General features: G+C 71.0%; 25 protein-coding genes. 12 read left to right on the top strand and 13 right to left on the bottom strand.

What is annotated here, in order from left to right:
• Window positions 1-26 precede the first annotated feature (26 nt).
• The gene (locus BMY61_RS15780; RefSeq protein WP_042442728.1) at window positions 27-1,097 is read right to left on the bottom strand and encodes a selina-4(15),7(11)-diene synthase; all 1,071 of its coding nucleotides are present in this window, start codon (window positions 1,095-1,097) and stop codon (window positions 27-29) included.
• Between the two features lie 239 nt (window positions 1,098-1,336).
• Window positions 1,337-2,689 (bottom strand): cytochrome P450, encoded by a 1,353-nt coding sequence (locus BMY61_RS15775; RefSeq protein WP_052438322.1) that lies wholly within the window; start codon window positions 2,687-2,689, stop codon window positions 1,337-1,339.
• Between the two features lie 597 nt (window positions 2,690-3,286).
• On the opposite strand from BMY61_RS15775, the gene BMY61_RS15765 reads away from it, so the two are divergent.
• Window positions 3,287-4,420 (top strand): ScyD/ScyE family protein, encoded by a 1,134-nt coding sequence (locus tag BMY61_RS15765; protein WP_161791201.1) that lies wholly within the window; start codon window positions 3,287-3,289, stop codon window positions 4,418-4,420.
• Between the two features lie 127 nt (window positions 4,421-4,547).
• Window positions 4,548-5,204: a hypothetical protein gene (locus BMY61_RS15760; protein WP_042442725.1), complete on the top strand. Its 657-nt coding sequence runs from the start codon at window positions 4,548-4,550 to the stop codon at window positions 5,202-5,204.
• Here BMY61_RS15760 and BMY61_RS15755 read toward each other — a convergent pair.
• Both BMY61_RS15755 and BMY61_RS15750 read right to left on the bottom strand, forming a co-directional pair.
• Window positions 5,198-5,635, bottom strand: a complete 438-nt coding sequence (locus tag BMY61_RS15755) for a hypothetical protein (protein ID WP_042442723.1) — start codon at window positions 5,633-5,635, stop codon at window positions 5,198-5,200. The genes BMY61_RS15760 and BMY61_RS15755 overlap by 7 nt on opposite strands.
• A 147-nt stretch (window positions 5,636-5,782) precedes the next feature.
• Entirely contained in the window at window positions 5,783-6,847 is a 1,065-nt protein-coding gene (locus tag BMY61_RS15750; protein ID WP_236655854.1) for a PP2C family protein-serine/threonine phosphatase, read from the bottom strand.
• 217 nt (window positions 6,848-7,064) lie between these two features.
• Between BMY61_RS15750 and BMY61_RS15745 the strand changes: the two genes are divergently transcribed.
• Window positions 7,065-7,367: a DUF1330 domain-containing protein gene (locus BMY61_RS15745; RefSeq protein WP_042442722.1), complete on the top strand. Its 303-nt coding sequence runs from the start codon at window positions 7,065-7,067 to the stop codon at window positions 7,365-7,367.
• A 79-nt stretch (window positions 7,368-7,446) separates the two neighbouring features.
• Here BMY61_RS15745 and BMY61_RS15740 read toward each other — a convergent pair whose 3' ends face one another.
• On the bottom strand, window positions 7,447-8,646 hold the full coding sequence (locus BMY61_RS15740; protein ID WP_042442721.1) for a serine hydrolase domain-containing protein: 1,200 nt from the start codon (window positions 8,644-8,646) through the stop codon (window positions 7,447-7,449).
• 180 nt (window positions 8,647-8,826) lie between these two features.
• Here BMY61_RS15740 and BMY61_RS15735 point away from each other — a divergent pair, with 180 nt between their 5' ends.
• Entirely contained in the window at window positions 8,827-9,294 is a 468-nt protein-coding gene (locus BMY61_RS15735; RefSeq protein ID WP_143094364.1) for a DUF3592 domain-containing protein, read from the top strand.
• Window positions 9,295-9,435: 141 nt separating this feature from the next.
• Here the strand turns inward: BMY61_RS15735 and BMY61_RS15730 are convergent, their stop codons facing one another.
• Window positions 9,436-10,362, bottom strand: coding sequence for a coiled-coil domain-containing protein (locus BMY61_RS15730; RefSeq protein WP_042442715.1), 927 nt, complete (start codon window positions 10,360-10,362; stop codon window positions 9,436-9,438).
• 445 nt (window positions 10,363-10,807) lie between these two features.
• Here BMY61_RS15730 and BMY61_RS15725 point away from each other — a divergent pair, with 445 nt between their 5' ends.
• A complete protein-coding gene (locus BMY61_RS15725; RefSeq protein ID WP_143094363.1) occupies window positions 10,808-11,020 on the top strand; it encodes a hypothetical protein in 213 nt (70 codons plus the stop codon).
• A 72-nt stretch (window positions 11,021-11,092) separates the two neighbouring features.
• On the opposite strand, the gene BMY61_RS15720 is transcribed toward BMY61_RS15725, so the two are convergent.
• From BMY61_RS15720 to BMY61_RS15710, 3 genes are all read right to left on the bottom strand, one after another.
• Window positions 11,093-12,292: a cytochrome P450 gene (locus BMY61_RS15720; protein ID WP_042442711.1), complete on the bottom strand. Its 1,200-nt coding sequence runs from the start codon at window positions 12,290-12,292 to the stop codon at window positions 11,093-11,095.
• A gap of 70 nt (window positions 12,293-12,362) precedes the next feature.
• The gene (locus BMY61_RS15715) at window positions 12,363-12,575 is read right to left on the bottom strand and encodes a ferredoxin (protein ID WP_425314688.1); all 213 of its coding nucleotides are present in this window, start codon (window positions 12,573-12,575) and stop codon (window positions 12,363-12,365) included.
• Window positions 12,576-12,719: 144 nt separating this feature from the next.
• A complete protein-coding gene (locus BMY61_RS15710) occupies window positions 12,720-13,205 on the bottom strand; it encodes a winged helix-turn-helix transcriptional regulator (protein ID WP_042442708.1) in 486 nt (161 codons plus the stop codon).
• 104 nt (window positions 13,206-13,309) lie between these two features.
• Between BMY61_RS15710 and BMY61_RS15705 the strand changes: the two genes are divergently transcribed.
• Together BMY61_RS15705 and BMY61_RS15700 are read left to right on the top strand one after the other, a co-directional pair.
• Window positions 13,310-14,494 carry a thiolase family protein gene (locus BMY61_RS15705; protein ID WP_042442706.1) on the top strand — a complete coding sequence of 395 codons (1,185 nt, stop codon included), beginning with the start codon at window positions 13,310-13,312 and terminating at the stop codon, window positions 14,492-14,494.
• Window positions 14,495-14,723: 229 nt separating this feature from the next.
• Window positions 14,724-15,263, top strand: a complete 540-nt coding sequence (locus BMY61_RS15700) for a hypothetical protein (RefSeq protein WP_042442704.1) — start codon at window positions 14,724-14,726, stop codon at window positions 15,261-15,263.
• Here the strand turns inward: BMY61_RS15700 and BMY61_RS15695 are convergent.
• The 3 genes from BMY61_RS15695 to BMY61_RS15685 form a co-directional block, all read right to left on the bottom strand.
• The gene (locus tag BMY61_RS15695; protein ID WP_042442702.1) at window positions 15,241-15,729 is read right to left on the bottom strand and encodes an SRPBCC family protein; all 489 of its coding nucleotides are present in this window, start codon (window positions 15,727-15,729) and stop codon (window positions 15,241-15,243) included. The two genes, BMY61_RS15700 and BMY61_RS15695, sit on opposite strands and share 23 nt — an antisense overlap.
• Entirely contained in the window at window positions 15,726-16,049 is a 324-nt protein-coding gene (locus tag BMY61_RS15690; protein ID WP_042442701.1) for an ArsR/SmtB family transcription factor, read from the bottom strand. Before BMY61_RS15690 ends, BMY61_RS15695 begins: the two co-directional genes overlap by 4 nt.
• Before the next feature lie 176 nt (window positions 16,050-16,225).
• Window positions 16,226-16,858: a hypothetical protein gene (locus BMY61_RS15685; protein ID WP_052438318.1), complete on the bottom strand. Its 633-nt coding sequence runs from the start codon at window positions 16,856-16,858 to the stop codon at window positions 16,226-16,228.
• Between the two features lie 656 nt (window positions 16,859-17,514).
• Between BMY61_RS15685 and BMY61_RS15680 the strand changes: the two genes are divergently transcribed.
• From BMY61_RS15680 to BMY61_RS15670, 3 genes are all read left to right on the top strand, one after another.
• Window positions 17,515-19,866: an ATP-binding protein gene (locus BMY61_RS15680; protein WP_052438317.1), complete on the top strand. Its 2,352-nt coding sequence runs from the start codon at window positions 17,515-17,517 to the stop codon at window positions 19,864-19,866.
• A 44-nt stretch (window positions 19,867-19,910) separates the two neighbouring features.
• Window positions 19,911-20,147 (top strand): hypothetical protein, encoded by a 237-nt coding sequence (locus tag BMY61_RS15675; protein ID WP_075003920.1) that lies wholly within the window; start codon window positions 19,911-19,913, stop codon window positions 20,145-20,147.
• Between the two features lie 168 nt (window positions 20,148-20,315).
• Window positions 20,316-20,786, top strand: a complete 471-nt coding sequence (locus BMY61_RS15670; protein WP_042442697.1) for a hypothetical protein — start codon at window positions 20,316-20,318, stop codon at window positions 20,784-20,786.
• A 113-nt stretch (window positions 20,787-20,899) separates the two neighbouring features.
• Here BMY61_RS15670 and BMY61_RS15665 read toward each other — a convergent pair whose 3' ends face one another.
• Window positions 20,900-21,694 (bottom strand): SAM-dependent methyltransferase, encoded by a 795-nt coding sequence (locus tag BMY61_RS15665; protein WP_042442695.1) that lies wholly within the window; start codon window positions 21,692-21,694, stop codon window positions 20,900-20,902.
• Between the two features lie 164 nt (window positions 21,695-21,858).
• Here BMY61_RS15665 and BMY61_RS15660 point away from each other — a divergent pair, with 164 nt between their 5' ends.
• A complete protein-coding gene (locus BMY61_RS15660) occupies window positions 21,859-22,305 on the top strand; it encodes an SRPBCC family protein (RefSeq protein WP_042442693.1) in 447 nt (148 codons plus the stop codon).
• Between the two features lie 373 nt (window positions 22,306-22,678).
• Window positions 22,679-22,924 (top strand): hypothetical protein, encoded by a 246-nt coding sequence (locus BMY61_RS15655; protein WP_042442691.1) that lies wholly within the window; start codon window positions 22,679-22,681, stop codon window positions 22,922-22,924.
• Window positions 22,925-22,975: the final 51 nt, after the last annotated feature.

The raw sequence follows: 22,975 nt of genomic DNA, 5'->3' as shown, positions 1-22,975 counted from the left end.
CGCAGGGCGTCAGGCGTCGCGGGCCGTCAGGCGGTGCAGGGCGTCAGGCGGTGCAGGGCGGCGGGCTCGCCGAGGTCGAGCTCGTCGACGAGGTCCCACCACCAGGTGATGACAGGGATGTCGAGCGGTTCGAGGCTGGGGCGTTCGAGGCGGGGGGTGAATCTGACCGACCCGGCCCCGTAGCGGGTGGAGGTGACGCCCCAGTCCTGGGCGCTGCGGATGAAGGCGGCCAGGCTGTCCAGGTAGCGGCGCAGGGCGGGCCGTGCGCCGCAGCGCAGCGTGGCGGTGGCGCGGCTGAACAGGTGCAGGACACGATCCCGCTGTTCGACTGCCAGATCCAGCGCCTGTTCGCGGGAGCAGCCGAGCTGGTGCTGCAGGACGGTGATCACGTTGAGGACCCACTGTCCGGAGCGGCTCTCCTTGTCGTAGGAGAGGAGGTCGTTGTCCCAGCAGATGACGAAGAAGGCCATCTCCGCGACGGCGCGCACCTGCCGGTCGTCGCGCTCGTCGGGGTGGAGTTCGTCGTCGTACCCCAGCTCCAGCAGCGGCAGGACCACCGAGGTGGCGCCGTCGTAGAGGCGCATCAGGGTGTAGTCGGGCAGCGTGGGGAAGGTTCCGGAGGAGCGGTACTCGGCCTCCCAGACCACGGAGAGGTAGTACTCGCGCAGGGAGTCGACCCAGCGGGCCTTCTGGGCCGGGGTGCCACCGAGTGTCGTGAAGCGGCGGGCCAGGTCGCGCAGGCCACCGGCGAGGGCGCCGGGCATCGGGGTCTCGGGGTTCTGCGCCACGCGCAGGAGACGGCTCAGTTCGGCGGCGAGGGCACCGGGGCGGCTCCCGAGGGTGCCGTCCTCGCAGTGGCCGTCGTCGACGCCGAAGAGCCAGAGCACGAAGTCGGCCAGAAACTGGGCGACGTCCTCGCGGCCGGTGGGGAGGATCCGTGCGGCGAACGTCCCGATGTCGGAGTCGATCAGTGCGGACCGGAGCGGCGGTGACCCGATCCGGTGCTGCATCGCCCACTGCGCGGTTCTCTGGTTGATGCGGGCGTGCTGAGGATGGAGTGCCGGGGCGTACGGCGAGTAGAGCGCGGGAACCTGCACGTCATCACCTCGATCGGAGACGGCCGTCGAGGCCGCGCGCCAACCTGCCGCACGGCAGGCCTGAGCGGATCACGTGCTCAGCAGTGCGCCCATCCTCCGCCTTCGCGCAGGCGTGCCAAAGAGGGGTCACCGCAAGTTGACGCGATGACCCCTCTTGACAGCAGTGGTAACTGATCAGTCCCGTAACGATACGCTCCGGCCCGAACGCACCCGGTCGTATCCGATCGGCCTGTGGTCGGTCAGCGCCGAAGAAGCGACAGCAACCGGCGCCACCACGGAGCGCGGTTGCCGGCCGCTCCGGTGGCCCCGGTGAAGGCGGACACGGACTCCGGCGCGAGCGTGGCCGCGACCGCCGCCTGCTGCGGATACTCCGACGGCATCGGCACCGGGGCGGGCGCGGCGGGCACGGGCTTGGGCTGGACCGGACTGAAGTCGACCGGAAGCTCGGCCAGGTGCCGGGCGAGCCAGGACGAGGTCCACCGCAACTCGTCCTCGGGGACGGCGAGCTGGAGGTCGGGCAGCCGCGCCAGCAGCACGTCGATACCCGTCTCGGCGATCGCGCGGCCCACGTCCGCGCCGGGGCACTCGTGCGGGCCACCACTGAACGCGAGGTGGGCCCGGTTCCCGGCGACGGACACGTTCCCGTCCGGGCGCACCCGCGGGTCGACGTTGCCCGCGCCGAGCGCCAGCATCAGCAGGTCGCCCTCGTGGATGTCCACCTCACCCAGCCGGGTGGGGTTGACGGCCCAGCGACCCGGGATGACGGCGAGCGGCGGGTCGTCCCACAGGACCATCTCCAGCGCGTCGGGCAGCTGCAGCTGGCCGCCGGCCAGGTTCCGGCGGAAGGCAGGGTCGGTGAGCACCACGCGCAGCACGTTGGCGATCAGGTTGACGGTGGTCTCGTTGGCCGCGACCAGGATGAGACGCAGGTGCTCGACCACTTCCTCGTCACTGAGCTCGGCCTCGTCCAGCAGGAGCCAGGACGGCAGGTCCTGACGGGGCGTCCGGCGGCGGGCCGCCACGAGCTTGGACAGCACCTCGACAACGTAGGCGTTACTGGCCAGGGCGGTCTCGGTGCCCTTCATCAGGTCCCGTAGGGCGCTGACCAACCGCGGGCCCGCCTCGTCGGGCATGCCGAACAGCTGGGTCATCACCAGCATGGGCAGGTGCTCGGAGAACTGGCCGATCAGGTCGGCCTCGCCCTTCTGGCAGAACCCGTCGATGAGCTGGTCCGCGTAACGGGTCACGTAGCGGCGCACCCCCCGGCGGTCGAACCGGTCCAGACTGCGGGTGACCGCACCGCGCAGCCGCTGGTGGTCACCGCCGTCGGCGAAGACGCAGAGCGGCTGCCAGGCCAGCATCGGCATCAGCGGGGAGTCCGGCGCGACCAGTCCCTGCTGGAAAGCGTTCCACCGGCGGGAGTCCCGAGAGTACTTCGAGGGGGTGCGGACCACCTCCAGGATCTCCGGATGGCCCGTCACCAGCCAGGCCGGGATGTCGCCGGGAAGCAGGACGGGTGCCACCGGTCCGTGCTCGCGGCGCATCCTCTCGTAGAAGCCGCGCGCGTCGGCCTCGACCTCGGGTCCGTACATGGGTACGGACTGGCTGCCTCCGGCGTGGGCGGGACAAGCCCGCGGCGGCACGGCGGGGGCGGCGGACGAGTCCGCGGGAGACGTCACATTTCCTCCAGGTCGGCGAAGCGTGTGTCGCCTGGCGGCGACGTCCGGTCTGCCGCGAGCAGGAGCAGCGGGGCCGCGGCGCGGGAAACTCCACCTGGCAGCCGAAAGCCTTGTCGTGACGTACCGGTGAGCGAACGAGGCTACGCCGTCCCCGCAGGGCCGAGCCGGCCCCGAACAGGGCCGTACCGCGCCCACCCGCGGCACAGCATAGCCACGCCATGACATGAACTTCACGGAGAACAGGGCCAGTTCAGGCAGAAGCGAGTCTTCGCCCCCGGCGGACGGCCGTACCGCTACACTGCGCCGCCGCACCCACACCCTTCCAGCCAGAACGTCGTCCGCGACAGAGTGCGTCCCAATGACTGAGTCTGCTGACGGACCAGGGTGTTTCATCCCACTTCGTCACATTATGGCGCCTATGCTCGCCATGCCTCTCCCAACTGCGGACTCCCACCTCAGGACAGATCGAAGGACGGTGTCATGTCGTCACATGTCAGCAGGCCGAACCGGATGACCAGAGCTGCTCTGGCCGGACTCGTCCCCCTCCTCGCGGCGTCACTGGGCCTGGCCTCCCCGGCCTCCTCGGCATCGGCTTCCACGGCCACCCCCCGAGTGGCAGCAGCGCCGTTCCAGGTGAACGTGCCCGGCGGCCGGGCCCAGGTCTTCGCCACCGGCCTGGACAGCCCCCGAGGGCTCGCCTTCGGGCCGGACGGTCGTCTGTACGTCGCCGAGGGAGGCCGCGGCGGTACGTCCAGCACCGTCGGTACCTGCAGGCAGGTCCCCGACGTCGGCCCGTACACGGGCGGCTTCACCGCGCGCATCTCGCGCATCAGCCCGAGCGGCCGTCGCAGCACCGTGGTCGGCGGGCTCCCCTCCAGCTCCACGAGCGCGGCAACCGGAGGGCTCACCAGCGGCGTCGCCGCCGTCACCTTCCTTGACGGCCGCCTCTACGCCCTCATCGCCGGCGCGGGCTGCTCACACGGCCTCGCCCACACCCACAACGGCGTCATCCAGGTCTCCGGTCACCGCTGGCACGAGGTCGCGAACCTCAGCGCCTTCGTGATGTCCCACCCGGTCGCGCACCCCAACCCGGGTGACTTCGAGCCGGACGGCACCTGGTACTCGATGGTCTCCGACGAGAACTCCCTCTACGTCACGGAGCCCAACCACGGCGAACTCGACCGTGTCACCCCGAGCGGACACGTGTCCCGAGTCGTCGACATCTCCGCCCATCTGGGCCACGTCGTGCCCACCGCGCTCGCCAACCACGACGACAGGTTCTACCTCGCCAACCTCGGCACCTTCCCGGTCCGGCCCGGAACCGAGTTCCTGGCCACCGCGACCGAGAGCGGGCGATTCCGCGTGCGGCGCACCGGACTGACCACGGTGCTCGCCCTGGCCTTCGACCACGAGGGCCAACTGTTCGCCCTGGAGGACACCACCGCGCCGGGTAATCCCACCCCGGGCACCGGCAAGGTCGTGGAAATCACCGAGCACGGCCTGCGCACCGTGGCTTCCGGTCTCACCTTCCCCACCGGCATGACCTTCGGCCCCGACGGCGCGCTCTACGTCTCCGACAACGGGTTCGGCCTCCCGCCCGGCGCCGGACAGATCCTCAAGATCCACCTGCCCGACCACGACTGAGCAGACAGACCGGCAAGGGCCACCTTCCCGCCCTTTCCACGCGAACCGGAACATCACCCCCGCCTCCTGAAACCAGGCGCTGCCGGCAGCCATCGAGTGCCCGCGTTCCTCCGCCTATGCTCGGCTCGTGCAGCCGCTCTCCGACACCGGCGATCCTTTGATCGCGGCCTTCCCCATCGCACTCGCAAGGGATGCCGAGGCGGTCCGGGCCGTGATGCCTGCTTCTCGGTTCCGGCCGCATGCCCCGTTCCCGGTCGTTGTCGAGGGCCGGCAGGTTTCGATCCCCGGGCGCCTCTACAACGATGAGCCCCCGCCTGAGGCGGTGGCATCGCTCTCACCGCGCCAACGGCAGCTCCTGCACTGCCTGTACTCGCGGCACCACGACGGGAAGGTCAGGCAGCGCCATCTCGAGAAGGTGGTCGGCTGCACGGACTCGTGGGTTGTGCCCTTCGTCCTGCAGCTGGTCGGCGAGTACGTCGTGGAGATCCTTGCGGTCATCCTGGACGAACTCCGCGAACTCGCCGCACCCGGCACCGACGGCCACCTGGCTTTCGGGCGGTTCATCGTGGACAACCCCGCCTTCTTTGCACGCACTCAACGGCGAGTCGTGAGCTACTACAGCCTCTACTACGCCCACGACTACGCGAGTCGGGACTATCCGGGGTTCGCGCTCCTTGACGTCCTCCGGTCGGCTGCGTCCGACACTGCGGGACGTCCCTGGCCCGACCTCGCCCCGGTCGCCGTCCGAGTGAACGGCAACCACGAGGCTCTGACCGGCTACTGATAGGGCAAGACGAGGTGGGTGGGGTCTTCCTCGGGCCGGATCAGCGCCGAGCCCCTGGCGTACTGGTGGCAGAACTCCACTGGATCCTCGAAGCTCACCGCGATCAACGGCTCGGCATCGGGCATCGGGACGGCAGGGCCGACGACGTAGCGATGCCGCGTGACCTCGTCGAGTCGCTCGGCCGGTTCCATCGAGGAGAAGGCCGGCGGTCCGGGCTCCTGGCTGAGGGTTCCCTGAACCATCCACAGCGCACTCAGCTCCAGGACTCCCGATTCCGGGCACCGCCAGGTGAAGCGTGTGACGCACAGTCCTTCCACGTTGAACCAGGTGCTCCAACCCCTTCCGTCACCGAGGAACGCGAGCTCAGAGGCTTCCATGACGCCGTAGGAGAAGGGAAGGCTGCTCCAGTGGCCTACCAGCAGGTGATCCATCCGTAGATCTTCGTGCATGCGATGCGCTCTTCTCGACCGAGTTCGATGAGACAGCCACGCGTTCGCATGAGACGAACAGCGCCCTGCACTCGGCCGGACAGCTCCCAGGATGTGCGCGAGGTCGGACTCGGGGCTGGGGCCCGGCCCTCAGTCTCCGGCCTCGGGTCTCCTGATCGCTATGGCAGCCGCGTCGTCACCGAGTCGCCCGCCGCAGTGGCCGAGCAGGTCGTGCTTGAGGCGTTCCACCAGGACCTCCGGTGTACCCCCGGCCCACTGCTCGACCCGTTCCGGCAGCGGGTAGAACTCTCCGTCCCGGTTCCGGGCCTCGATGACCCCGTCGGTGTACAGCAGGAGGGTGTCGCCGGCCTCGAAGGCGAACGTGTCGGCCGTGTAGCCGGTCACGGACAGCACGTGCATGCCCAGCGGCGGGACGGGGTTGGAGCTGTCGAGGAACCGAACCTCGCCGTTGTGGATCAGTAGGGGCGGCGGGTGTCCGCAGTTGGTGATCTCCACGGTCGCCGCGTTACCGGGGATGTGCAGGAGCAGCGCCGTAATGAAGTGCTCAGCGGCATGTGCGTAGTCGTCGACGAAATCGGCAAGGTAACGGCTGACGCTGAGGTCGAGCGCTGCCGCCAGTTCCCCCAAGGAGGCGTGGCTGTCGGCAGCCTGGCGGAACGCGCCGATCAGCAGCGCGGACTCGCCGACGGCGGTCAGGCCCTTGCCGCGCACATCGCCGATGATCATGCGGGCGGCGCCCGGGATGAGGGTGGCGGTGTACAGGTCCCCGCCGATCTCGGCCTGGTCGGCGGCGGCCAGGTAGAACGAAGCGACCCGCAGCGGGCCAAGACGGTTGGGCAAGGGCCGCATGAGGGCGCGCTGAGCGGCTTCCGACACGGACCGGATCTGCTCCATCTGCCGCAGGCGGCGCTCACGGATCCGGGACAGGGCCACGACCAGCGTGGAGAGCGCCGTCGTGGCGATGATCTGAAGGGCCTCGTCGCGGTGCACGGCCAGCACGTTCAGATGGGCGGCAATGTAGGCCTGGACACAGACGGCGAGGAGTCCTACCCCTGCGGTGAGCCACGGCCCTCCGACCATCGCCGCGATCATGGGCGCCAGGATGAGCAGCACACCGTAGTGAACGTCGTCGGGGGTCACCAGGTCGAAGACCGTGACCGCAACGACGAACCCGAAAGGAATCAAGGCCAGCACAGGACGACTGCGCCATGACGACCACAGAGCGCCGCTTTCCTTCGGTTCTCCCACACGTCAACCATGCGCTCCCAAGGTCATCCGTTCCACGTGGGCCCAAAAAGGGTGAGGCGACGCGCGCACCGGGCCATACCGGCGGACTCTGGAGGGGGCAGCTCACTCGCCCTCCCGCCGAACCGATCCGAGCCGAGCCGATCCGAGCCGAGAAAGCCGAGCCATGAAATTCGTACAGATCATTGAGTTCAAGACCAGTCGCATCGACGACTTCAACGCCCTCCTGGACGCCTGGGTCGAGAAGAACGAAGGCCATCGACTGGTGACCCGCGCTGTGCAGGTCCGCGACCGCGACCAGGACAACGTGTACCTGAACATCGTGGAGTTTCCCTCCTACGAGCAGGCCATGGACAACTCCAACCGTCCCGAGACGGCAGAGTTCGCAGCGCAGCTCGCCGCGCTCTGCGACGGTCCCCCCGCGTTCCGCAACCTCGACCTGATCAACGAACGGACCTTCGAGGGCTGAGCCTCACGCGACCTCCGCGAGACCTCGCGGAGGTCGCGTGCGGCCACCGGCTTGAGCATTCGGCGAACTGCCCCCGTGCTCAGTTGGTGGTGGACGAGCCGTCGTAGACGTGGTCCGGGGTGACGATGCCGGTGATCGCACGGGCGAGCAGGGTGGAGGGCTCCTGGCCCTGGCTGCTGGAGTCAGTGTTGATCAGGATGACGAGCGTGGCTCGCTCCGCGGGCAGGTAGACGGTCACCGACTCGTAGCCGGGGATGGAGCCGTTGTGTCCGATCCACCCGTTGGAGTCGAAGATGCCGAGACCGTAGCTGGTGCCCGGGAAGCCGGTCGGCAGCGTGGTCAGCCGCTGGGCCTGGGTCTGCGGGCTCAGCAGGCGCCCGGTGGCGACGGTCACCGCCCAGCTGCGCAGGTCCCGCAGGTTCGAGATCATCGCACCCGCCGCCCAGCCCCAACTGGGGTTCCAGTGCGTGGCGTCCTCGGTCGCGCCGCTCAGGGTCTGGTCGGTGTAGCCGTGCGGGTGCGGTGCCGGGAACTCGGCCCCGTGCGGGAGCAGCGTGTCGTGCAGGTGGGCCGGGCGCAGTACCCGCTCGCGTAGGAAGTCGGCCAGGCGCATGTGGCTGACCTTCTCGACCACCAGGCCCAGCAGTACCAGATTGGAGTTGGAGTACTGGAACCGGGCGCCGGGGTCGAAGGTGTTCCGGTGCCGGTACCCGTAGGCGAGCACCTGCTGCGGGGTGAAGCTGCGTGTCGGATCGCTGAGCAGGTCGTGCGCGAAGCCCTTGTCCAAGGAGTAGGGGAACAGTCCGCTACGCATCTCCGCGAGCTGACGCAGGCTGATTTCGGTGCCGCGCGGCACGCCACGGACGTATGCGGAGATGGGGTCGTCCAGTCGGACCAGACCGTCGTCCACGAGTTCCAGCAGCGCGGTCACGGTGAAGGTCTTGGTCTCGCTGCCGATCCGGAAGAACGAGTCCTCACGCATGCGCGCACCGGTGGAGGTGTCGGCGACGCCGGTCGCGCGGACGTAGCTGCCCCGGCCCGGCATCCACAGCCCGACCACGACGCCCGGGATCTTCGCCTGCCGTCGGACGTCCTCGATCGCTCGGTCCAGCCGGGCGGCCACCTCGGGGCCGAGCCGGTCGGGCGGGCAGGGGTTCGTGTGGTCGCCGGTGGCGGTCGCGGCCTGGACGGGCGTCGCCGGGCCCACCGCGATGGGGGCCAGCACTGCCGCCAGGGCAAGTGTCAGGGCGAAGAGCCTGCGGCGGGGGGTGCATCGCATTGCGGGTTCCTCTTCCAAGGTCACGGGATCCGACGACCAGATCACCACCCGCGCACCGCGCCGCGACGAGCGTCCACTCCCGGCCCCTGCGAGTCCACCCGTTCGGACGGGATCGCAGGATCCCCGACCACCCATGACGGTCATCTGGAAAGTTCAAGGGGCCACCGCCATGCTTCGCCTGTGGACGACCCGAGGGAGCGCAGCGGGCGGGGAGGGGCGCAGTGGGCGATGGTCTGCCTCACGCTCGTGCTCGCCCTCGGCATGTTCGTCGCCGCCGCGGGGATGTGGCTCGAAGCGGACTCCTTGAACGCCCGCGGCGTGCGTACCACCGCCCGAGTGCTGGAGAAGGCCCGTCTGGGTCACGGCTCCGCGTACCGGATCGCCTTCGACACCCCCGACCACAGGTCGATCGTGGAGTGGTCCTACGGCCTGCCGGACGGCATCAGCGTCGGCGACCGCATCACCGTGGTCTACCAAGCCTCCGATCCCAGCGGCGTGCAGGAACCCGGTGCCGTCCACCGCGAACCCTGGGCGGCAGCGTCGGCCGGGGTTGTCGGCATCCTCCTCCTGTGGCAGACACGGCGACTCTTCCGAATGGATCCCGACTCGCCCGGATGGGGGCGGCGGCGCAGGCCGAACCGCGCGTGATGCTTCGTCCGCCGAGCCTCGGGTTCCCTCGGGGCTGGAGCGAACCGATCACCGACGCCACGTACCGGTGGCGCTGCGCCCGGCGCCTGACGGCTTTCGCCTCGACCGCCCTGCCAGGTCGTCGGCACGCAGACAGTGCGTTCACCCGCTCGTGTCCGCCTCGCGACGCGCGCACTCGACTGCGCGCTGCTGTTCGTCGAGCCTGGCGCGGACCTCCTCGGCCTGCCGGGCGGCCACGGTCGCCTCGGCCTGCGCGGTGGAGGCCTGCTGCTCGGCCCCGTCGAGCGCTTCGCGGGCCTCGGCGAGGCTCTGCTCTGCGCGCCGGAGCCGGTCCCGGGCCGCCCCGGCCTGGTCGGTGAGTTGCTCGGCGCGGGTACGGGCGCGCTTCGAGGCGGCTTGTGCCGCGCGTTGGCCCGCCTTCAGGCGGTGCAGCTCCTGTTGGGCGTCGGCGAGCTGCTGCTTCGCCTCGGCGGCGCGGTCCCGTGCGGCCTGGTCGGAAGCGCGGTGTCCCGAGGGTTTGTCGGGGTCGGCCGTGCGGGCCCGGCCGGCCGGGCGGGCCGACGCTCGGGCAGGGGCGTCGGCCGGCAGATCCGGGAGGGTACTGGCGGGCGCGAGAGCGTGCGCCAGGCGGCCCGCGGCGAACACCTCGGCTGCGGCCTCGTCGGCGAGGACGGCGCGCAGGGTCTGGTCGAGCTCGTCCGCGGCCTGGCCGCCGACCGGCTGTCCGGCCTGGGCGGCTTCCTGCCGGGCCTGGGTGGCGACGGCCTGGACGAGGGCGGTGCGCTGGGCGGCGAGTTCACGCAGACGGGGCCCCTGCAGCCGCGCCTGCGCGTCGCGCAGGCCCCTGCCGAGCGCGCGCAACTGCTCGACCTGGTCCGGATGCGCCCGCGCCAGACGGTTGAGCGCGTGCGCGGCGGCGGTCGGACGGCGCAGCGCGGCGATGCGCTGCGCGAGCGCACGGTCGCCGGCCTGCTTGGCCCGGTCAGCGGCCTCGTTGCGGGCGGCGGTGAACTCGCTCGGCGGCAGCGCGTAGAGCGCGTCGGTGGCCTCGTCGAACGCGTCGGCCATGCGTGTCACCTGCTCTTCGTGGCCGGTGGGCCCGTGCACGAGAGGCCGGGCCGGTCCGGTGGGCGGGTGCCACTCGCACTGACCGGGCCCCGCTCAAGGCTGCGACGAGGCCCGCTTGATCGCATCCGCGGTCGCCGACGGTCCGGGGCAGCGTCCCGTGCCCCCGACCACGGGCCGCGCGATCTCATCCATGCCGGGCCGGCAGTCCGAGCGGCGGCGGCAGGGTTGCGACCGCTCAAGCCCACGGCGGCGACTGCCCGATGCAGGTGGGTCAGCCGCCGGCGGCCACCGACAGTGACCGTTCCGGCCGCCGCGACCCCCGTTCGGGCCAGTCGCGGGGCGCGTCACAGGGCGCGCGCCGTTCAGGCGAGTAGCGTCGGCCAGGCCGCCGGTGGCCACATGGGCCCGGGCGTGCGGGTTGATGGCCACGTTGGAGGACGACAGCATGTTCGCGCTCGACGGTCCGTGGAACGTGCTGCGCTCGATCGCGGGGCACGCCGTCCGTGTCCTCGCCGCGCTCGAGCACGAGGGGCTTCTGCGGCACGCGTGTCGTAACGCCGCGGAGGCTGCCGCCGTGGCGAGCGCCGAGCGCCGGGAAGCCGACGATGTCGACCGGTGGGTCGCGGACCAGCCCTTGCGCAGGGCCGGCAGCAACTGACCCCCCGGGCGACAGCGCGGCCGGTGCCTGCGGACCCGCGGCGCGGCCGGTGCCTCGAATCGGCGGCGCGGCTCACCAGGTGACGGGGAGTTCCTCCAAGCCGTGGACGGCGGTGTCCGTCCGGAACCGCACGTCCTCGAAAGGCACCGCGAGCCGCAGGTCCGGCAGGCGCCGGATGAGGGTCTCCAGGGCGATCTGCAGCTCCAACCTGGCCAGTGGCTGTCCGAGGCACTGGTGCACCCCGAACCCGAAGGCGACGTGGCGCCGGGCGTCGCGTCCGACGTCGAGGGCTTCGGGTGTGGCGAAGACCGAGCTGTCCCGGTTGGCGGTGGAGAGCATGCAGATCACGCCCTCCCCCGCCTCGATGGTGGTGCCGCCGATCTCCGCACTCTCCACGGCCACCCGGAGGGTGCCGCCCTGGACGATGCTGAGGAAACGCAGCAGTTCCTCCACCGCACCCTTGATCAGGGTCGGATCCTCGCGGAGTCGGGCCAGCTGGGCCGGGTCGCGCAGCAGGGCCAGCGTGGACAGCGCGGTCATGTTGGCGGTGGTCTCGTGGCCCGCGACGAGCAGCAGCAGGCTCATGCCGGCCACCTCCTCACGGGTGAGGTCCCCGCGGGCGATCAGTTTGCTGATGATGTGCTCGTCCGGCTCAAGCTCCTTGCGCTTCGCCAACTCCTGCAGATAGTCGGAGAGTTCGTCGCGCGCTCGGCGCACCTGCGCCGCGGTGCTGTGGTTGCGCAGCAGGATCCGGCTGCGCTCCTGGAAGTAGGCGTGGTCCTGGTACGGCACGCCCAGCAGCATGCAGATGACCAGCGACGGCACCGGCAGCGCGAACTCCGCGACCAGATCGGCCGGAGGGTGGTGAGAGGTCATCTCGTCGAGGAAGCCGTCGACGATCCGCTGGATCGCGGGACGCAGCGCCTCCACCCGCTTGATGATGAAGTCGCCCGTCAGCATGCGGCGGAACCTGGCGTGTTCGGGATCGTCCATCCGGATGAAGGACGGGTTCTGCGCCGCCAGTTCCCGGCGTCCGTCGCTGAGGAACGGAAAGCCGGGCTTGCGCGCGTCGGCGCTGAACCTCCGGTCGCCCATGACGGCGCGGACGTCCTCGTGCCGGGTGACGAGCCAGGCCCGGGAGCCGTCCCACAGCGAGATGCGGGTGACCGGCCGCTGCTCCAGGGCCTCCTGGTAGGCGGGCGGTGGGGCGAACGGGCAGCCCCCGCGGGCGGCCGGGTAGGTGAGGGCGTCGATCGGATCCACAGCGGTCACGGGTGGTTCTCCTCCACGGTTCCACGGTTCCACGGCCCGGCGGCCCGGCGGGCGGGCCCTGCAGGGCCGCTCAGGGCTCGTGCACGGTGATGGCCCGGCCCGGGCAGATGGCCGCCGCAGTGCGGACGGCGGACCGCAGGTCCGCCGGGGGCTCGGGCTGGATCAGCAGAACGACCCCGTCGTCCTCGGACTGGTCGAACACCTCGGGGACGGCCGTGACGCACTGTCCGGAACTGCAGCAACGGCCTGGGTCGACGCTGACACGCAATGCGGCTCTCCCCACTGGATGGCATGGACACCTAACTACGTCGCCAACGTAGTCCACCGCCTCGCGTAGGTGTAGTACGCAACGGCATCCGTGCCGACAATGGCCGGAAATGCTCCGTGCCCGTCCCTTCGCCCGCCACGCCCGAGAGGCAGCCTGGAGCTATCCCTCGTCGACCGGGCCGGTGAGGGACCAGCCGGGGGCCAGGTAGTGCGGGGTGACCGAGCCGCGGCGCAGTTCCTCGCCGCAGGCGCGGCAGCAGACCTGGGGATGGACGTCCGCGCCGCAGTCGTGCTCCCAGACCAGGGGTGGCGTCTCGGCGAGGTGGCGGTCGCCCCACTCCTTCAGCAGCAGCAGTACCGGCTGGAGCTCACGCCCCGCCGGCGTCGGCCGGTACTCGTAGCGCACCGGACGGTCCTGATAGGGGACCTTCTCCAGCACGCCGGCCTCGACGAGCTTGCGCAGTCGCGCCGTCAGGATGTCGCGCGGGGCACCGGTGTTGCGCGCGATCGCGTCGAAGCGCCAGACCCCGAACAGCGCCTCGCGCAGCACGAGGAGCGCGTACTTGTCGCCGACGACGCCCAGCGCGTCGGCGATCGAGCAGGGACGCGGCTGCGGCTTGGCGGCACTCGGGCGGGTGGGCGTCATGGGAGGAGTCTACGCGGAGTGGGTTTGCTTTTCCCACTAGCGCGCTTATAGTGGATCCAGTTTTCCTACTCACTAGTAGGACCTGAGGCCAAGGGGAGGCCGTCATGAGGGACGCAGTGATCGTCGAGGCCGTTCGCACGCCGATCGGCAAGGGCAAGCCGGGCGGCGCACTGTCCACCGTGCACCCCGTCGAGCTGCTCGCGCACACCCTGCGCACCCTGGTCGAGCGCAGCGGGATCGACCCCGTCCTGGTCGACGACGTGGTGGGCGGCACCGTCGACCAGGTCGGCGAGCAGGCCATGAACACCACCCGCTACGCCTGGCTCTCGGCCGGCCTGCCCGAGACCGTCCCGGCGACCACGGTGGACCGGCAGTGCGGCTCCTCGCAGCAGGCCGTGCACTTCGCCGCGCAGGGCGTCATCGCCGGCACCTACGACATCGTCGTCGCCTGCGGTGTCGAGTCGATGAGCCGGGTCCCGATGTGGTCCAACGTGCCGGCGGGCGCCGATCCCTTCGGCCCGGGCATCGCCGCCCGCTACCCCGAGGGCCTCGTCCCGCAGGGAATCAGCGCCGAACTGATCGCCGCGCACTGGAAGCTGGACCGCGTGGCGATGGACGCCTTCTCCGTCGACTCCCATGCCAAGGCGGCCCGCGCCTGGGACGCGGGCCTCTTCGACGCCGAGACCGCACCGCTGACCACGCCCGAGGGCAGGCTCGTCACCCGGGACGAGAGCGTCCGCCCGAGCACCACCCCGGAGATCCTGGCCTCGCTGCGGCCCGCCTTCGCCGACGAGGGCTTTGCCCGGCGCTTCCCGCAGATCGACTGGTCCGTCACCGCGGGCAACAGCAGCCCGACGAACGACGGCGCCTCCGCACTGCTGATCACCAGCAGCGAGACCGCGGCGCGGCTGGGCCTGCGACCCCTGGCTCGCCTGCACAGCTTCGCCGTCACCGGCTCCGACCCGATCATGATGCTGACCGGGGTCATCCCGGCCACGCAGAAGGTGCTGCACCGCGCCGGTCTGGGCCTCGACGACATCGACCTCTTCGAGGTCAACGAGGCCTTCGCCAGCGTCCCGCTCGCCTGGCTCGCCGAGACCGGCGCGGACCCCGCCCGCCTCAACGTCCACGGCGGCGCGATCGCCCTCGGCCACCCCCTCGGCGCGAGCGGCGCCCGGCTGATGACCACGCTCGTGCACGCCATGCGCGAACGCGGCGCCCGCTACGCCCTGCAGACGATGTGCGAGGCCGGTGGCCTGGCCAACGCGACTGTGCTGGAAGGAATCTGAGCCGCCCGTCCCCGGCCGCTCACCGCTGGGCGCTCACCGCTGGGCGCCGTGGAGGCGGCCGGGGCTGCTCCCTGTCTCCGGGCAGAAGAACGGGCCGGTCGGCACTGGTCGGCTCGGCGCGGCTGTGGCGACGGCCGACATCGGCAACGGCAACGGCAACGGCAACGGCAACCGCAGCGGGCCGCCGTGTCACCGGTCGATCCGTCAGAACGGCCCCTAACGTGAGTCCATGACCGATGACGCTCGGCAGCCCCGGCCGGCGAAGGGGGCGACGCCTGCGGGGAGATCCCCGGCGGTGGTCGCCGAGAATCTGAAGGAGCAGCTCTACGCGACCCTGACGGTCATGGCCGTCACCCTCGGCCTCACCCGGGCCGAGCACCTGACGCCCGCCATGGCCGCGCTCGCCGTGACCGCCACCGCACTGGGGCTCTGGCTCGCGACGGTCATCGCCGACCAGCAGGCGCACCGTGTCGTGTACGGGGAGGTGGCGCGCGGCGCGGACCTGCGGCGACTGCTCTACGTCAGCGGCCCGCTGCTCGGTTGCGCCCTGGCGCCGCTCCTGCTCATCGGGCTCTCCGCTCTCGGGGTACTGCCGCTCGTCGACGCGCTCTACACCTCGACCTGGCTCGGCGCCGCCGCGCTGTTCACCTGGGGCTGCCGGGCCGGCCTGCGCATGGGCGCGAGCCGGGTCGCGGCGGTCGTCGCGGGCCTGCTGGATCTCGGTGTGGGAGCGGTGGTCGTGGTGATCAAGCTGGCGTCCGGGCACTGAAAAGGGCCGCATAGCGAGCCAGGTACAGGGGCCAGCCCTGGTCTCCTCCGACACCCTCGCCGACCGCCTGCCAACCGGGGCCGTGGCGGTCCAGGTGGCGGTGTTCCAGTTCGACCCGGGTGCGGTGCGCGCCGTCCGCGACGAACCGGACTTCCACCTCGCTGGTGTGTGCGGGGTCGGTCTCGATCTGCCACTGCGGGCCGATGTCCCAGCTGAACACGACGCGGTGCGGCGGCTCGTAGACCAGGACGCGCGCCCAGCGGCACTCGCTCCCGTCCGCTGCCCGGTCGTAGATGTGCCCGCCCACGCTGGGCTCGAAGACCGTCTCGACGATCGGCGCGCCGAGCAGGTTGTGCTCCGGGGGCTTGAAGTCCCCGAAGCGTTCCGTGAACGCCTTGAAGGCCTGGGTGATCTCCGCGTCGACCACGACGTGCCTGCTGACCACGGTGGTCTCGGTGCTGGTCATCGGTTCTCCTCCGGTGCCTGCTCGGCGACCTCCGCGTAGGCGGCGAGCGCCCGCTGCCAGAAGGTGTCGAGCTGGTCTCGCAACGCGGCCACCGCCGTGGGGTTGAGCCGGTAGATCCGTCGCGTGCCGACCGCCTGCTCGCTGACGAGGCCGGCGTCCTTGAGGATCTTCAGGTGTTGGGAGACCGCGGATCTGGTGACCGGCAGCTGTGCGGCGATCTGCCCCACGGCCTGCGGCCCCTCGGCAAGGCGGCTGACGATGGCGCGCCGCGTGCCGTCCGCGAGGGCGCTCCAGCCGTCTCCTGATTGGTTAGCATCCACTAACGGTTAGTTTCCGCTAACGGAAGCACGAAGTCAAGAGCTGCACGGTGCCCCTGTGGCCCCGGAAAAGTCGGATCCCGCTCGCCCGGTAACGGTTCGGAGAGACGGACGAGTCCTCCTCGCCGCCGGCGAGGAGGACCAGCGCACGACCCGGGCGGATACCGCTCCGCATCGTGTCAGTCTGCGGCGCCGAACCAGGAGCCGTCGACGCCACCGAGCTGGTAGGTGAAGTAGCCGTTCCTGGTGCCGCCGCAGTTGCTGCTGCTGTACGTCTCGATGCCGACGGAGCCGTTCCACCACCAGCCGTTGAGCTGGGTGTCCCATCCGGGCGTGGACCAGCAGTTGCTGACCAGCATGCCGCCCTGGTTGTAGCCGGACACCTTCACCGAGTTGGCGATGTGCTCGTTGTCGAAGAACTCGATCATCTGGTTGTTGCCGTTGATGCTGCGCACCACGTCCGCGACGGCCTGCCAGTCGTTGCTGGAGGAGGTGGGGATGTAGGCGTCGGTCTGCGTGTACGCGGAGCCGGAGCAGTTCGTCGTGCCGTGGTAGGCGGCGGCGGTGACGTTCCCCGTCCACCACCAGCCCGAGACCCAGGTCTGGTAGCCGGTGGTGGCGAAGCAGCCGCCCGCGAAGTTGCCGTTCTGATCGCGTCCGGACACCCAGAAGCTGCTGGTGTAGCCGGTGTTGTTGAGAAGCAGGATCTGCTGGCCCCTGGTGCCGGCGTGGGCGGTGCCGGCGAGGCCGACGCCGGCGGTGAGGGCGAGCACGGTTGCCCCCGCGAGGGTGGCGATCTTGCGAATGTTCATGACTCTCCAAGAGGACCGATTCTCGCCTGCGCTCTCCCGGCGGCTGCCCGGAGGGAAGGCTCGTGTCGATCGGCAACGTTGGCAGAGGGCGAGGACCCGGAGGGATCAACTGTCGCCTCATGAACGACCCGGAGACGTCTCACGCCTGTGGCCTGTGGGTTCTCAGCCCCATGAGACACCGGGCCGGCCACCGGTCCCCCGGAGCGGTTCCTCGGGCGCTGGGGCGGCTGCTCGCGGCGAAGACCGGCGGCCGTGGGACCGGTACGACCACGGCAGTGGCTCGGCACGGGCCCTGGCCGACTGAGGCGGTCGCGAACATGCGGCCGCCGTCACCCGACCAGGGCTCCGCCCTGCCATCCGGCGAGTGTGCGCAGCCCGCCGCGCCGGAGCCGGCGCCCGCCGCCGCAGGTCCGATCCCCGGCCCGGCCACTGATGCTGCTCATCCTCACCAGGCATCTCCCTTCCGGGCCCGACACGCTCACGAGCCCGCGAAACGGCCCCACCTGACGCCGGGGCCGCCCGGGCTGACGCGCCCCCGGGCCATGGCCAACGGTGTCGCCTCCACCCCCCTGACGGCCACTTTCCCGGACTTGTCCGGACAGTAGACTTGCGCGGCCCACCAGGGCCTGACGACGACGAGGAACAGGGGAGGCGACATGGCTGCGGGACTGCCCGACGGCCTGCCGGACCCGCAGGGGGCCGCGGACCTCGCGGACTACATCGGGCTGCTGGACCGGCTGCGGGTGTGGGGCGGCGATCCGTCCTTCCGGGACCTGGCCAAGCGGGTCGGGCCGCTGCTGCGACCGGCGCAGCAGGTCTCGAAGTCCACGATCGCCGACATGTTCCAGCCCGGCCGGCGCCGCCTGAACCTGGATCTCGTCGTCGGTGTGGTGCGCGCACTCGGCCTGGACGAGGCGACGGTCGGCCAGTGGCACACCGCATGCGTGCGCGTTCACGCCCAGGCCAAGACCGGCGGCTCGGGCGCGGTCGGCGTCTTCGGCCAACTGCCGACGGATCTGGCGACCTTCACCGGACGGCACGAGGAGCTGGCCCGTCTGGTGTCCGCCGCGACGGACCCGGGTGACGGCGACGCGGCCAGGACGGTGGTGATCTCGGCGATCGAGGGCATGGCCGGGGTCGGCAAGACCCAACTCGCCGTGCACGCGGCCCACGAGCTGGTCCGCGCCGGGCACTTCGCCGACGTCCAACTGCACGTGAACCTGCGCGGATTCGACCCCGACCTGCCGCCCGCGGACCCCTCCGCGGTCCTGGAGGCGTTCCTGCGCCAACTCGCCGTGCCCGCCCAGCAGATCCCGGCCGGCATGGACGAGCGGGCGGTGATGTACCGGGACCGGATGCGGAACCGTCAGGCGCTGGTCCTGCTGGACAACGCCGCCGACGAGGACCAGGTCCGCGATCTCATCCCTGCCGGTCCCACCTGCCTGGTGCTGATCACCAGCCGCCGCAGTCTCGCCGGGCTGGACGGCGTCACCCCGCACCTGCTGGACACCTTCTCCGACGCCGAGGCACTCGAGCTGCTCGCCCGGATCACCGGGCCCGACCGCGTCGCCGCCGAACCCGAGGCCGCCGCACGCATCGTCGACTACTGCGACCGCCTCCCGCTCGCCGTGGCGCTGACCGCGGCGCGGCTGCGCTCCCGCCCCGCCTGGACCCTGGCCCAGCTGGCCGACCGGCTGCAGACCAGCCGCCTGGAGACGCTCCGCGCCGGCGGGCGCGCGATCCGGCCGGTCTTCGACCTCTCCTACCGGGACCTCACCGAACCGCTGCAGCGCGTCTTCCGGCTCCTCGGCCGGCACCCCGGCCCCGACTTCACCCCGGAGGTGGTGGCCGCCCTCGCGAACATCCCCGTCACCGCCGCCGAGGACGCCCTCGAACAGCTGCTGGACGAGAACCTGGTCCGCCAGAGCAAGCCCGGCCGCTTCGAACTCCACGACCTGCTGCGCGCCTACGCCCTGGAGACGGCGGCGGAGGATTCGGACGCTGAGGGCCCGGCCGCGCTGGAGCGGCTGGCGCGATGGTTCCTCTGCTCCGCGTCCAACGCGGCCAGGGCCATGAAGGCCAAGGTCCTGCCCGAGCGCGCGGACGCGGGCGACGTCGCACCGCTGGCCTTCGACTCCCACGCGGCGGCGCTGAGCTGGCTCGACGCGGAGCACGAGAACCTCGACGCCGTGCACCGCGCGGCAGCGGACGCGAAGCTCTACGAACCGACCTGGCAGCTTCCGGTCGTCCTCGCCCACTACCGGAATCTGCGGTTCCACCGGGTCGACAGCATCGAGGCACACCTCCTCGGGGCGGAAGCCGCCCGAGCGCGCGACGACAAGACCGTGGCCGCATGGAACCTGCTCGGGGCCGCCACCGCGATGACGGCCATGGGCCGCTACGAGGAGCAGGACGCGCTGATCACCGAGTCGCTGCAGCTCTACCAGGAGGCCGATGACCCACGCGGCCAGAGTTGGGCCCTGCTGGAGCTCGGTCGGCTCAACAACACCCGTCAGCGGGCCGCGGACGCGATCGAACCCCTCGAACGCAGCATCACGCTCAACGCCGACGACCGTCGGCACGTGATGGCCTGCCAGGTCAACATCGGCGTGACCTACTACGAGCTCGGCGACGTCAAGGCGGCCTACGACCACACCGAGCGGGCGTTGGACGCTGCGCGGGAGTGCGGCGACCAGCGCGCGGAGTGCATCCTGCTGAGCAATCTGGGCGACCTGAACCTGGAACTCGACCGGGCGGATCGCGCACACGCCCTCTACGCCGAGCAGCAGCAGGTCGCCCAGCAGGTCGGCGACCGCGACCAGTACGGACGCGGCCTCGCCGGCCTCGGCACCGCGCTGCGGGCCATGGGCCGCCTCGACGAGGCCCGCTCGTCCTGGGAGGCGGCCTACGCCGTGCTCGCCGAGATCGGCAGCCCGCGGGCCGGCCAGGTGCGGGAACTGATCCGCGCCGCGGACGAGGACCATCCGGCAGACTCGCGCACGCACTGAGCGGGTGATGCGCGAAGATCGACGAACGTCGCCGAGGAGGGGTTGTGACGATGCGGAAGTGGGCCGTCGCGGTCGCGTTCATGGTGGCCGCGTGCGCCCTGGTGTGGCTCGCGGTCCGGTTGCTGGGCGGGCTGTTCGGCTGGCACACGGGATGGGTCGTCCCCGTGGGCATGGCCCCCTGGCTGCTGATCGTCGGACGCATGGTGGCGCATCAGGTGCTCAGCTCGGCAGCCCACTCCCCCGGCGGGCGCCGCCGGCTCTGGGCCGGGTCTGACAAATGATCATCTGGCTGGCTCGCGGAACCACGCGGTCCGCTGCCTGAAGGTCCAGCGGGCCACTCCCCGGCCAACGGCGCCCTCGCCCCCTGCACCCTCACAACTTGATCGCGGCCATCGCCGGGAACGAGCCCCGCCCTTCCTCATTCACACGGAGGTGGGCATCATCGGCCCGTGCGCTTCGACGTTTGGCGGTACCGGTGCGAGAGCTGTGGCGCCGAGTTCGACGGGCCCGGCTTCGACAGTTCCTTCTTCTACGGAACCTTCGTGGCCTACTCCTCGAATTTGGAGATCGCGATCTGGGACTCGTGCGAGACACCGCTCTGGGACGAGTTCAGTGCTCTGGTGGAGGCCGACCCTCGCGCCGGCGGCATCTCGGACTATTCCTTGGGCGATTTGATTCGGGGAGTCGCGAGCCGGTGTCTCGACCCGGACAGCCGCGGTGCGGCCTTCGCCTTCGCGGGCCACTGTTTCTGTCCGTACTGCGATCCGCCGGGCGAGGTGCACCCGGCGGGTTCGCGTGACGGGGACTGGCCCGATCCGGGCCGGGCGGTGACCAGCGTTCGATGGGACGGACTGAGCGACGAGGACAAGGCGCGGGAGGTGCGCGTCGCTCTCGACGTGCTGCTGGGTCGCCCCGGCTGATCGTGCGGGAAACCTGGCGGAACGTGGTGGCGTCGTTGGCGTTGCCCGGGGCGCCGGGCACGGCCCGGTGCCGCCCATGGCCTGCGGCCACCTGTGCAGCGCGACCGCAGCGGCTACGGGAGTGGTTTGCGGGCGACGGCCGCTACACCGTGCTGGCGGACCGTGGGCCGGACCAGGGTGGCCGGATCCGGATGCCAGTCGGGGGCCGGCACGAGTCCGGGAGCCTCGAGGTCCCAGCCGTCCAGGAACGCCGCGATCTCGGTGCGGGTGCGCAGGTGGATCTCGGCGACGTCCTTGGAGTACACGCGCGCCGCCTGGAAGGTGCTGGGACGCCGCTCGGCGTTCTCGGCGTGGGTGAGCGCCAGGCAACTGCCGGGCGCGAGGGCGTCCCGGTAGCGGGCGACGATGTCACCGGGCCGGTCCGCGTGCGGGACGAAGTGCAGCACCGCGATCATCAGGACTCCGATGGGCTGGTCGAAGTCGAACAGGTCCGCGGCCTGCGGCGAGCCCAGCACCTCGGCGGTGTCGCGCAGGTCCGCACGCAGGACGGCGCAGTTGCTCCCGGGGGCCAGCAGGCGGTTGTGGGCGGCCACGACCGGGTCGTTGTCGACGTACAGCACGCGCGCGTCCGCGCCCGCGTCACGGACGACCTCGTGGGCGGCACCCGTGGTGGCAAGGCCCGAGCCGAGGTCGAGGAACTGACGGATCCCGGCCTCGACGAGGTAGCGGACCGCCCGGACGGCGAAAGCGCGGTTCGCCCGCAGGATGTCCGGCAGATCCGGCATCGCTTCCAGGATCTTCTCCGCGACCTGCCGGTCGGCCTCGGAGTTGAGGTCCCCACCGAGGAAGAAGTCGTAGACCCGGGCGATGCTCGGCCGCGCGTAGTCAACCGACGGGTTCTCGTCCATGGACGCTCTCCTCCACGATCCTGACGATCCGGGCAGGCGGTGTGTGCATTCCAATGAACCAGCCGGGCACGAAGGCCGCAGCACGACACGCGACGGCCGCGACGCGCGCGCCCCGTCGTGGGACAATGTCCCCGATCTCGAAGATCCGAAGCAAGGGGGCAGCAATGTCCACGATCAAGGAAAGTGTCGAGATTGCGCGTCGTCCCGAGGACGTCTACGCCTACCTGGTGGATCCGGCCCACATGGGCGAGTGGCAGGAGAGCGTCGTCTCCGTGCGGCCGACCGACGACCTGCCGCCGCACGTCGGCTCCCGGACGGTGGTGACGCGACGCGTCAACCGACGCGAGATCACCATGACCACGCAGGTCGACGCGATGGACCCACCCCGCAGCATCACCTCGCACGGCCTGGACGGCCCCGTGCGTCCACACTTCGCGGCCCTGATCGAGCCGCTCGACAACGGCGAGCGCTCGCGGGTCACCCTGTCGCTCGACTTCGAGACCCACGGCATGGGCAAGGTCCTCACCCCGCTGGTGGTCAGGCCCGGCGCACGCAAGGAGTTGCCGCGCAACGAGCAGCGGCTGAAGGAACTGCTCGAACACGGCGCCTGAAGCGGAGACACGCGAGGGACGCACCGCGGCCACGGTCCCGGTGCCGGCCGCGCGGCCCTTCCGCAGGGGCGAACCACCAGGTGGGACCAGGTCGGGCTGCCCGTGTCCACGAGATCGGGTGCTGACTCTTTCCCTGACGCGGCCAGGCCGAGCAAGCGAGCTGCCACCGAACCGGATGCGCCGGGAGCCGGGGTGAGGCGGGGGCCAAGACGGAACTCGTGCCGTTCCTCCCCGAAGGAGTGGCTTCGGGTGGGCGTGTAGGGGATGCGTGCCAGCTTGGCCCCCGCCGCAACGCGGTTCCCGCTGCCCGGCAGCAGGCGCTGCGTCTCCCGGTACTCTCGGCTCCGCTGGACGATCGGAACGAGGGGGCAGGGTGCACTGCACGCATTGCGGGGGCGAGGACCTGGAAGCGGGAGTCATCGCCGAGGAACCGCACGGGCGGGCCGGATGGCAACTGGACAAGTGGTACTCCGGGCCGCCGACGACCACGAAGTGGATGGGCGTGCTCACAGACGCCTGGCGGCGGCGCTCCGGAACAGCAACGGTCCACCGATGCCGTGCCTGCGGGCACCTGGACGCCTTCGTGGCCGAGGTGACCGACCCGCCACAGGACTACTGAACGCCATCCGGCCCCGCGGCGAACGAGCAGGCGTCGAATCCCGTGTGCCGA

This window comes from Streptacidiphilus jiangxiensis, assembly GCF_900109465.1.
In the GTDB taxonomy this organism is placed as follows: domain Bacteria; phylum Actinomycetota; class Actinomycetes; order Streptomycetales; family Streptomycetaceae; genus Streptacidiphilus; species Streptacidiphilus jiangxiensis.
Note: the sequence above shows the minus strand (reverse complement) of the source record. Positions and strands in the feature narration are given on the sequence as shown.

Excerpts from the sequence above, each read along its gene's own strand:
- BMY61_RS15765 (WP_161791201.1), top strand. The coding sequence starts at position 3,287 with ATGACCAGAGCTGCTCTGGCCGGACTCGTCCCCCTCCTCGCGGCGTCA.
- BMY61_RS15775 (WP_052438322.1), bottom strand. The coding sequence starts at position 2,689 with ATGTACGGACCCGAGGTCGAGGCCGACGCGCGCGGCTTCTACGAGAGG.
- BMY61_RS15660 (WP_042442693.1), top strand. The coding sequence starts at position 21,859 with ATGTCCACGATCAAGGAAAGTGTCGAGATTGCGCGTCGTCCCGAGGAC.
- BMY61_RS15665 (WP_042442695.1), bottom strand. The coding sequence starts at position 21,694 with ATGGACGAGAACCCGTCGGTTGACTACGCGCGGCCGAGCATCGCCCGG.
- BMY61_RS15725 (WP_143094363.1), top strand. The coding sequence starts at position 10,808 with ATGTTCGCGCTCGACGGTCCGTGGAACGTGCTGCGCTCGATCGCGGGG.
- BMY61_RS15695 (WP_042442702.1), bottom strand. The coding sequence starts at position 15,729 with ATGACCAGCACCGAGACCACCGTGGTCAGCAGGCACGTCGTGGTCGAC.
- BMY61_RS15755 (WP_042442723.1), bottom strand. The coding sequence starts at position 5,635 with ATGGATCACCTGCTGGTAGGCCACTGGAGCAGCCTTCCCTTCTCCTAC.
- BMY61_RS15730 (WP_042442715.1), bottom strand. The coding sequence starts at position 10,362 with ATGGCCGACGCGTTCGACGAGGCCACCGACGCGCTCTACGCGCTGCCG.
- BMY61_RS15680 (WP_052438317.1), top strand. The coding sequence starts at position 17,515 with ATGGCTGCGGGACTGCCCGACGGCCTGCCGGACCCGCAGGGGGCCGCG.
- BMY61_RS15745 (WP_042442722.1), top strand. The coding sequence starts at position 7,065 with ATGAAATTCGTACAGATCATTGAGTTCAAGACCAGTCGCATCGACGAC.
- BMY61_RS15685 (WP_052438318.1), bottom strand. The coding sequence starts at position 16,858 with ATGAACATTCGCAAGATCGCCACCCTCGCGGGGGCAACCGTGCTCGCC.
- BMY61_RS15705 (WP_042442706.1), top strand. The coding sequence starts at position 13,310 with ATGAGGGACGCAGTGATCGTCGAGGCCGTTCGCACGCCGATCGGCAAG.
- BMY61_RS15740 (WP_042442721.1), bottom strand. The coding sequence starts at position 8,646 with ATGCGATGCACCCCCCGCCGCAGGCTCTTCGCCCTGACACTTGCCCTG.
- BMY61_RS15700 (WP_042442704.1), top strand. The coding sequence starts at position 14,724 with ATGACCGATGACGCTCGGCAGCCCCGGCCGGCGAAGGGGGCGACGCCT.
- BMY61_RS15710 (WP_042442708.1), bottom strand. The coding sequence starts at position 13,205 with ATGACGCCCACCCGCCCGAGTGCCGCCAAGCCGCAGCCGCGTCCCTGC.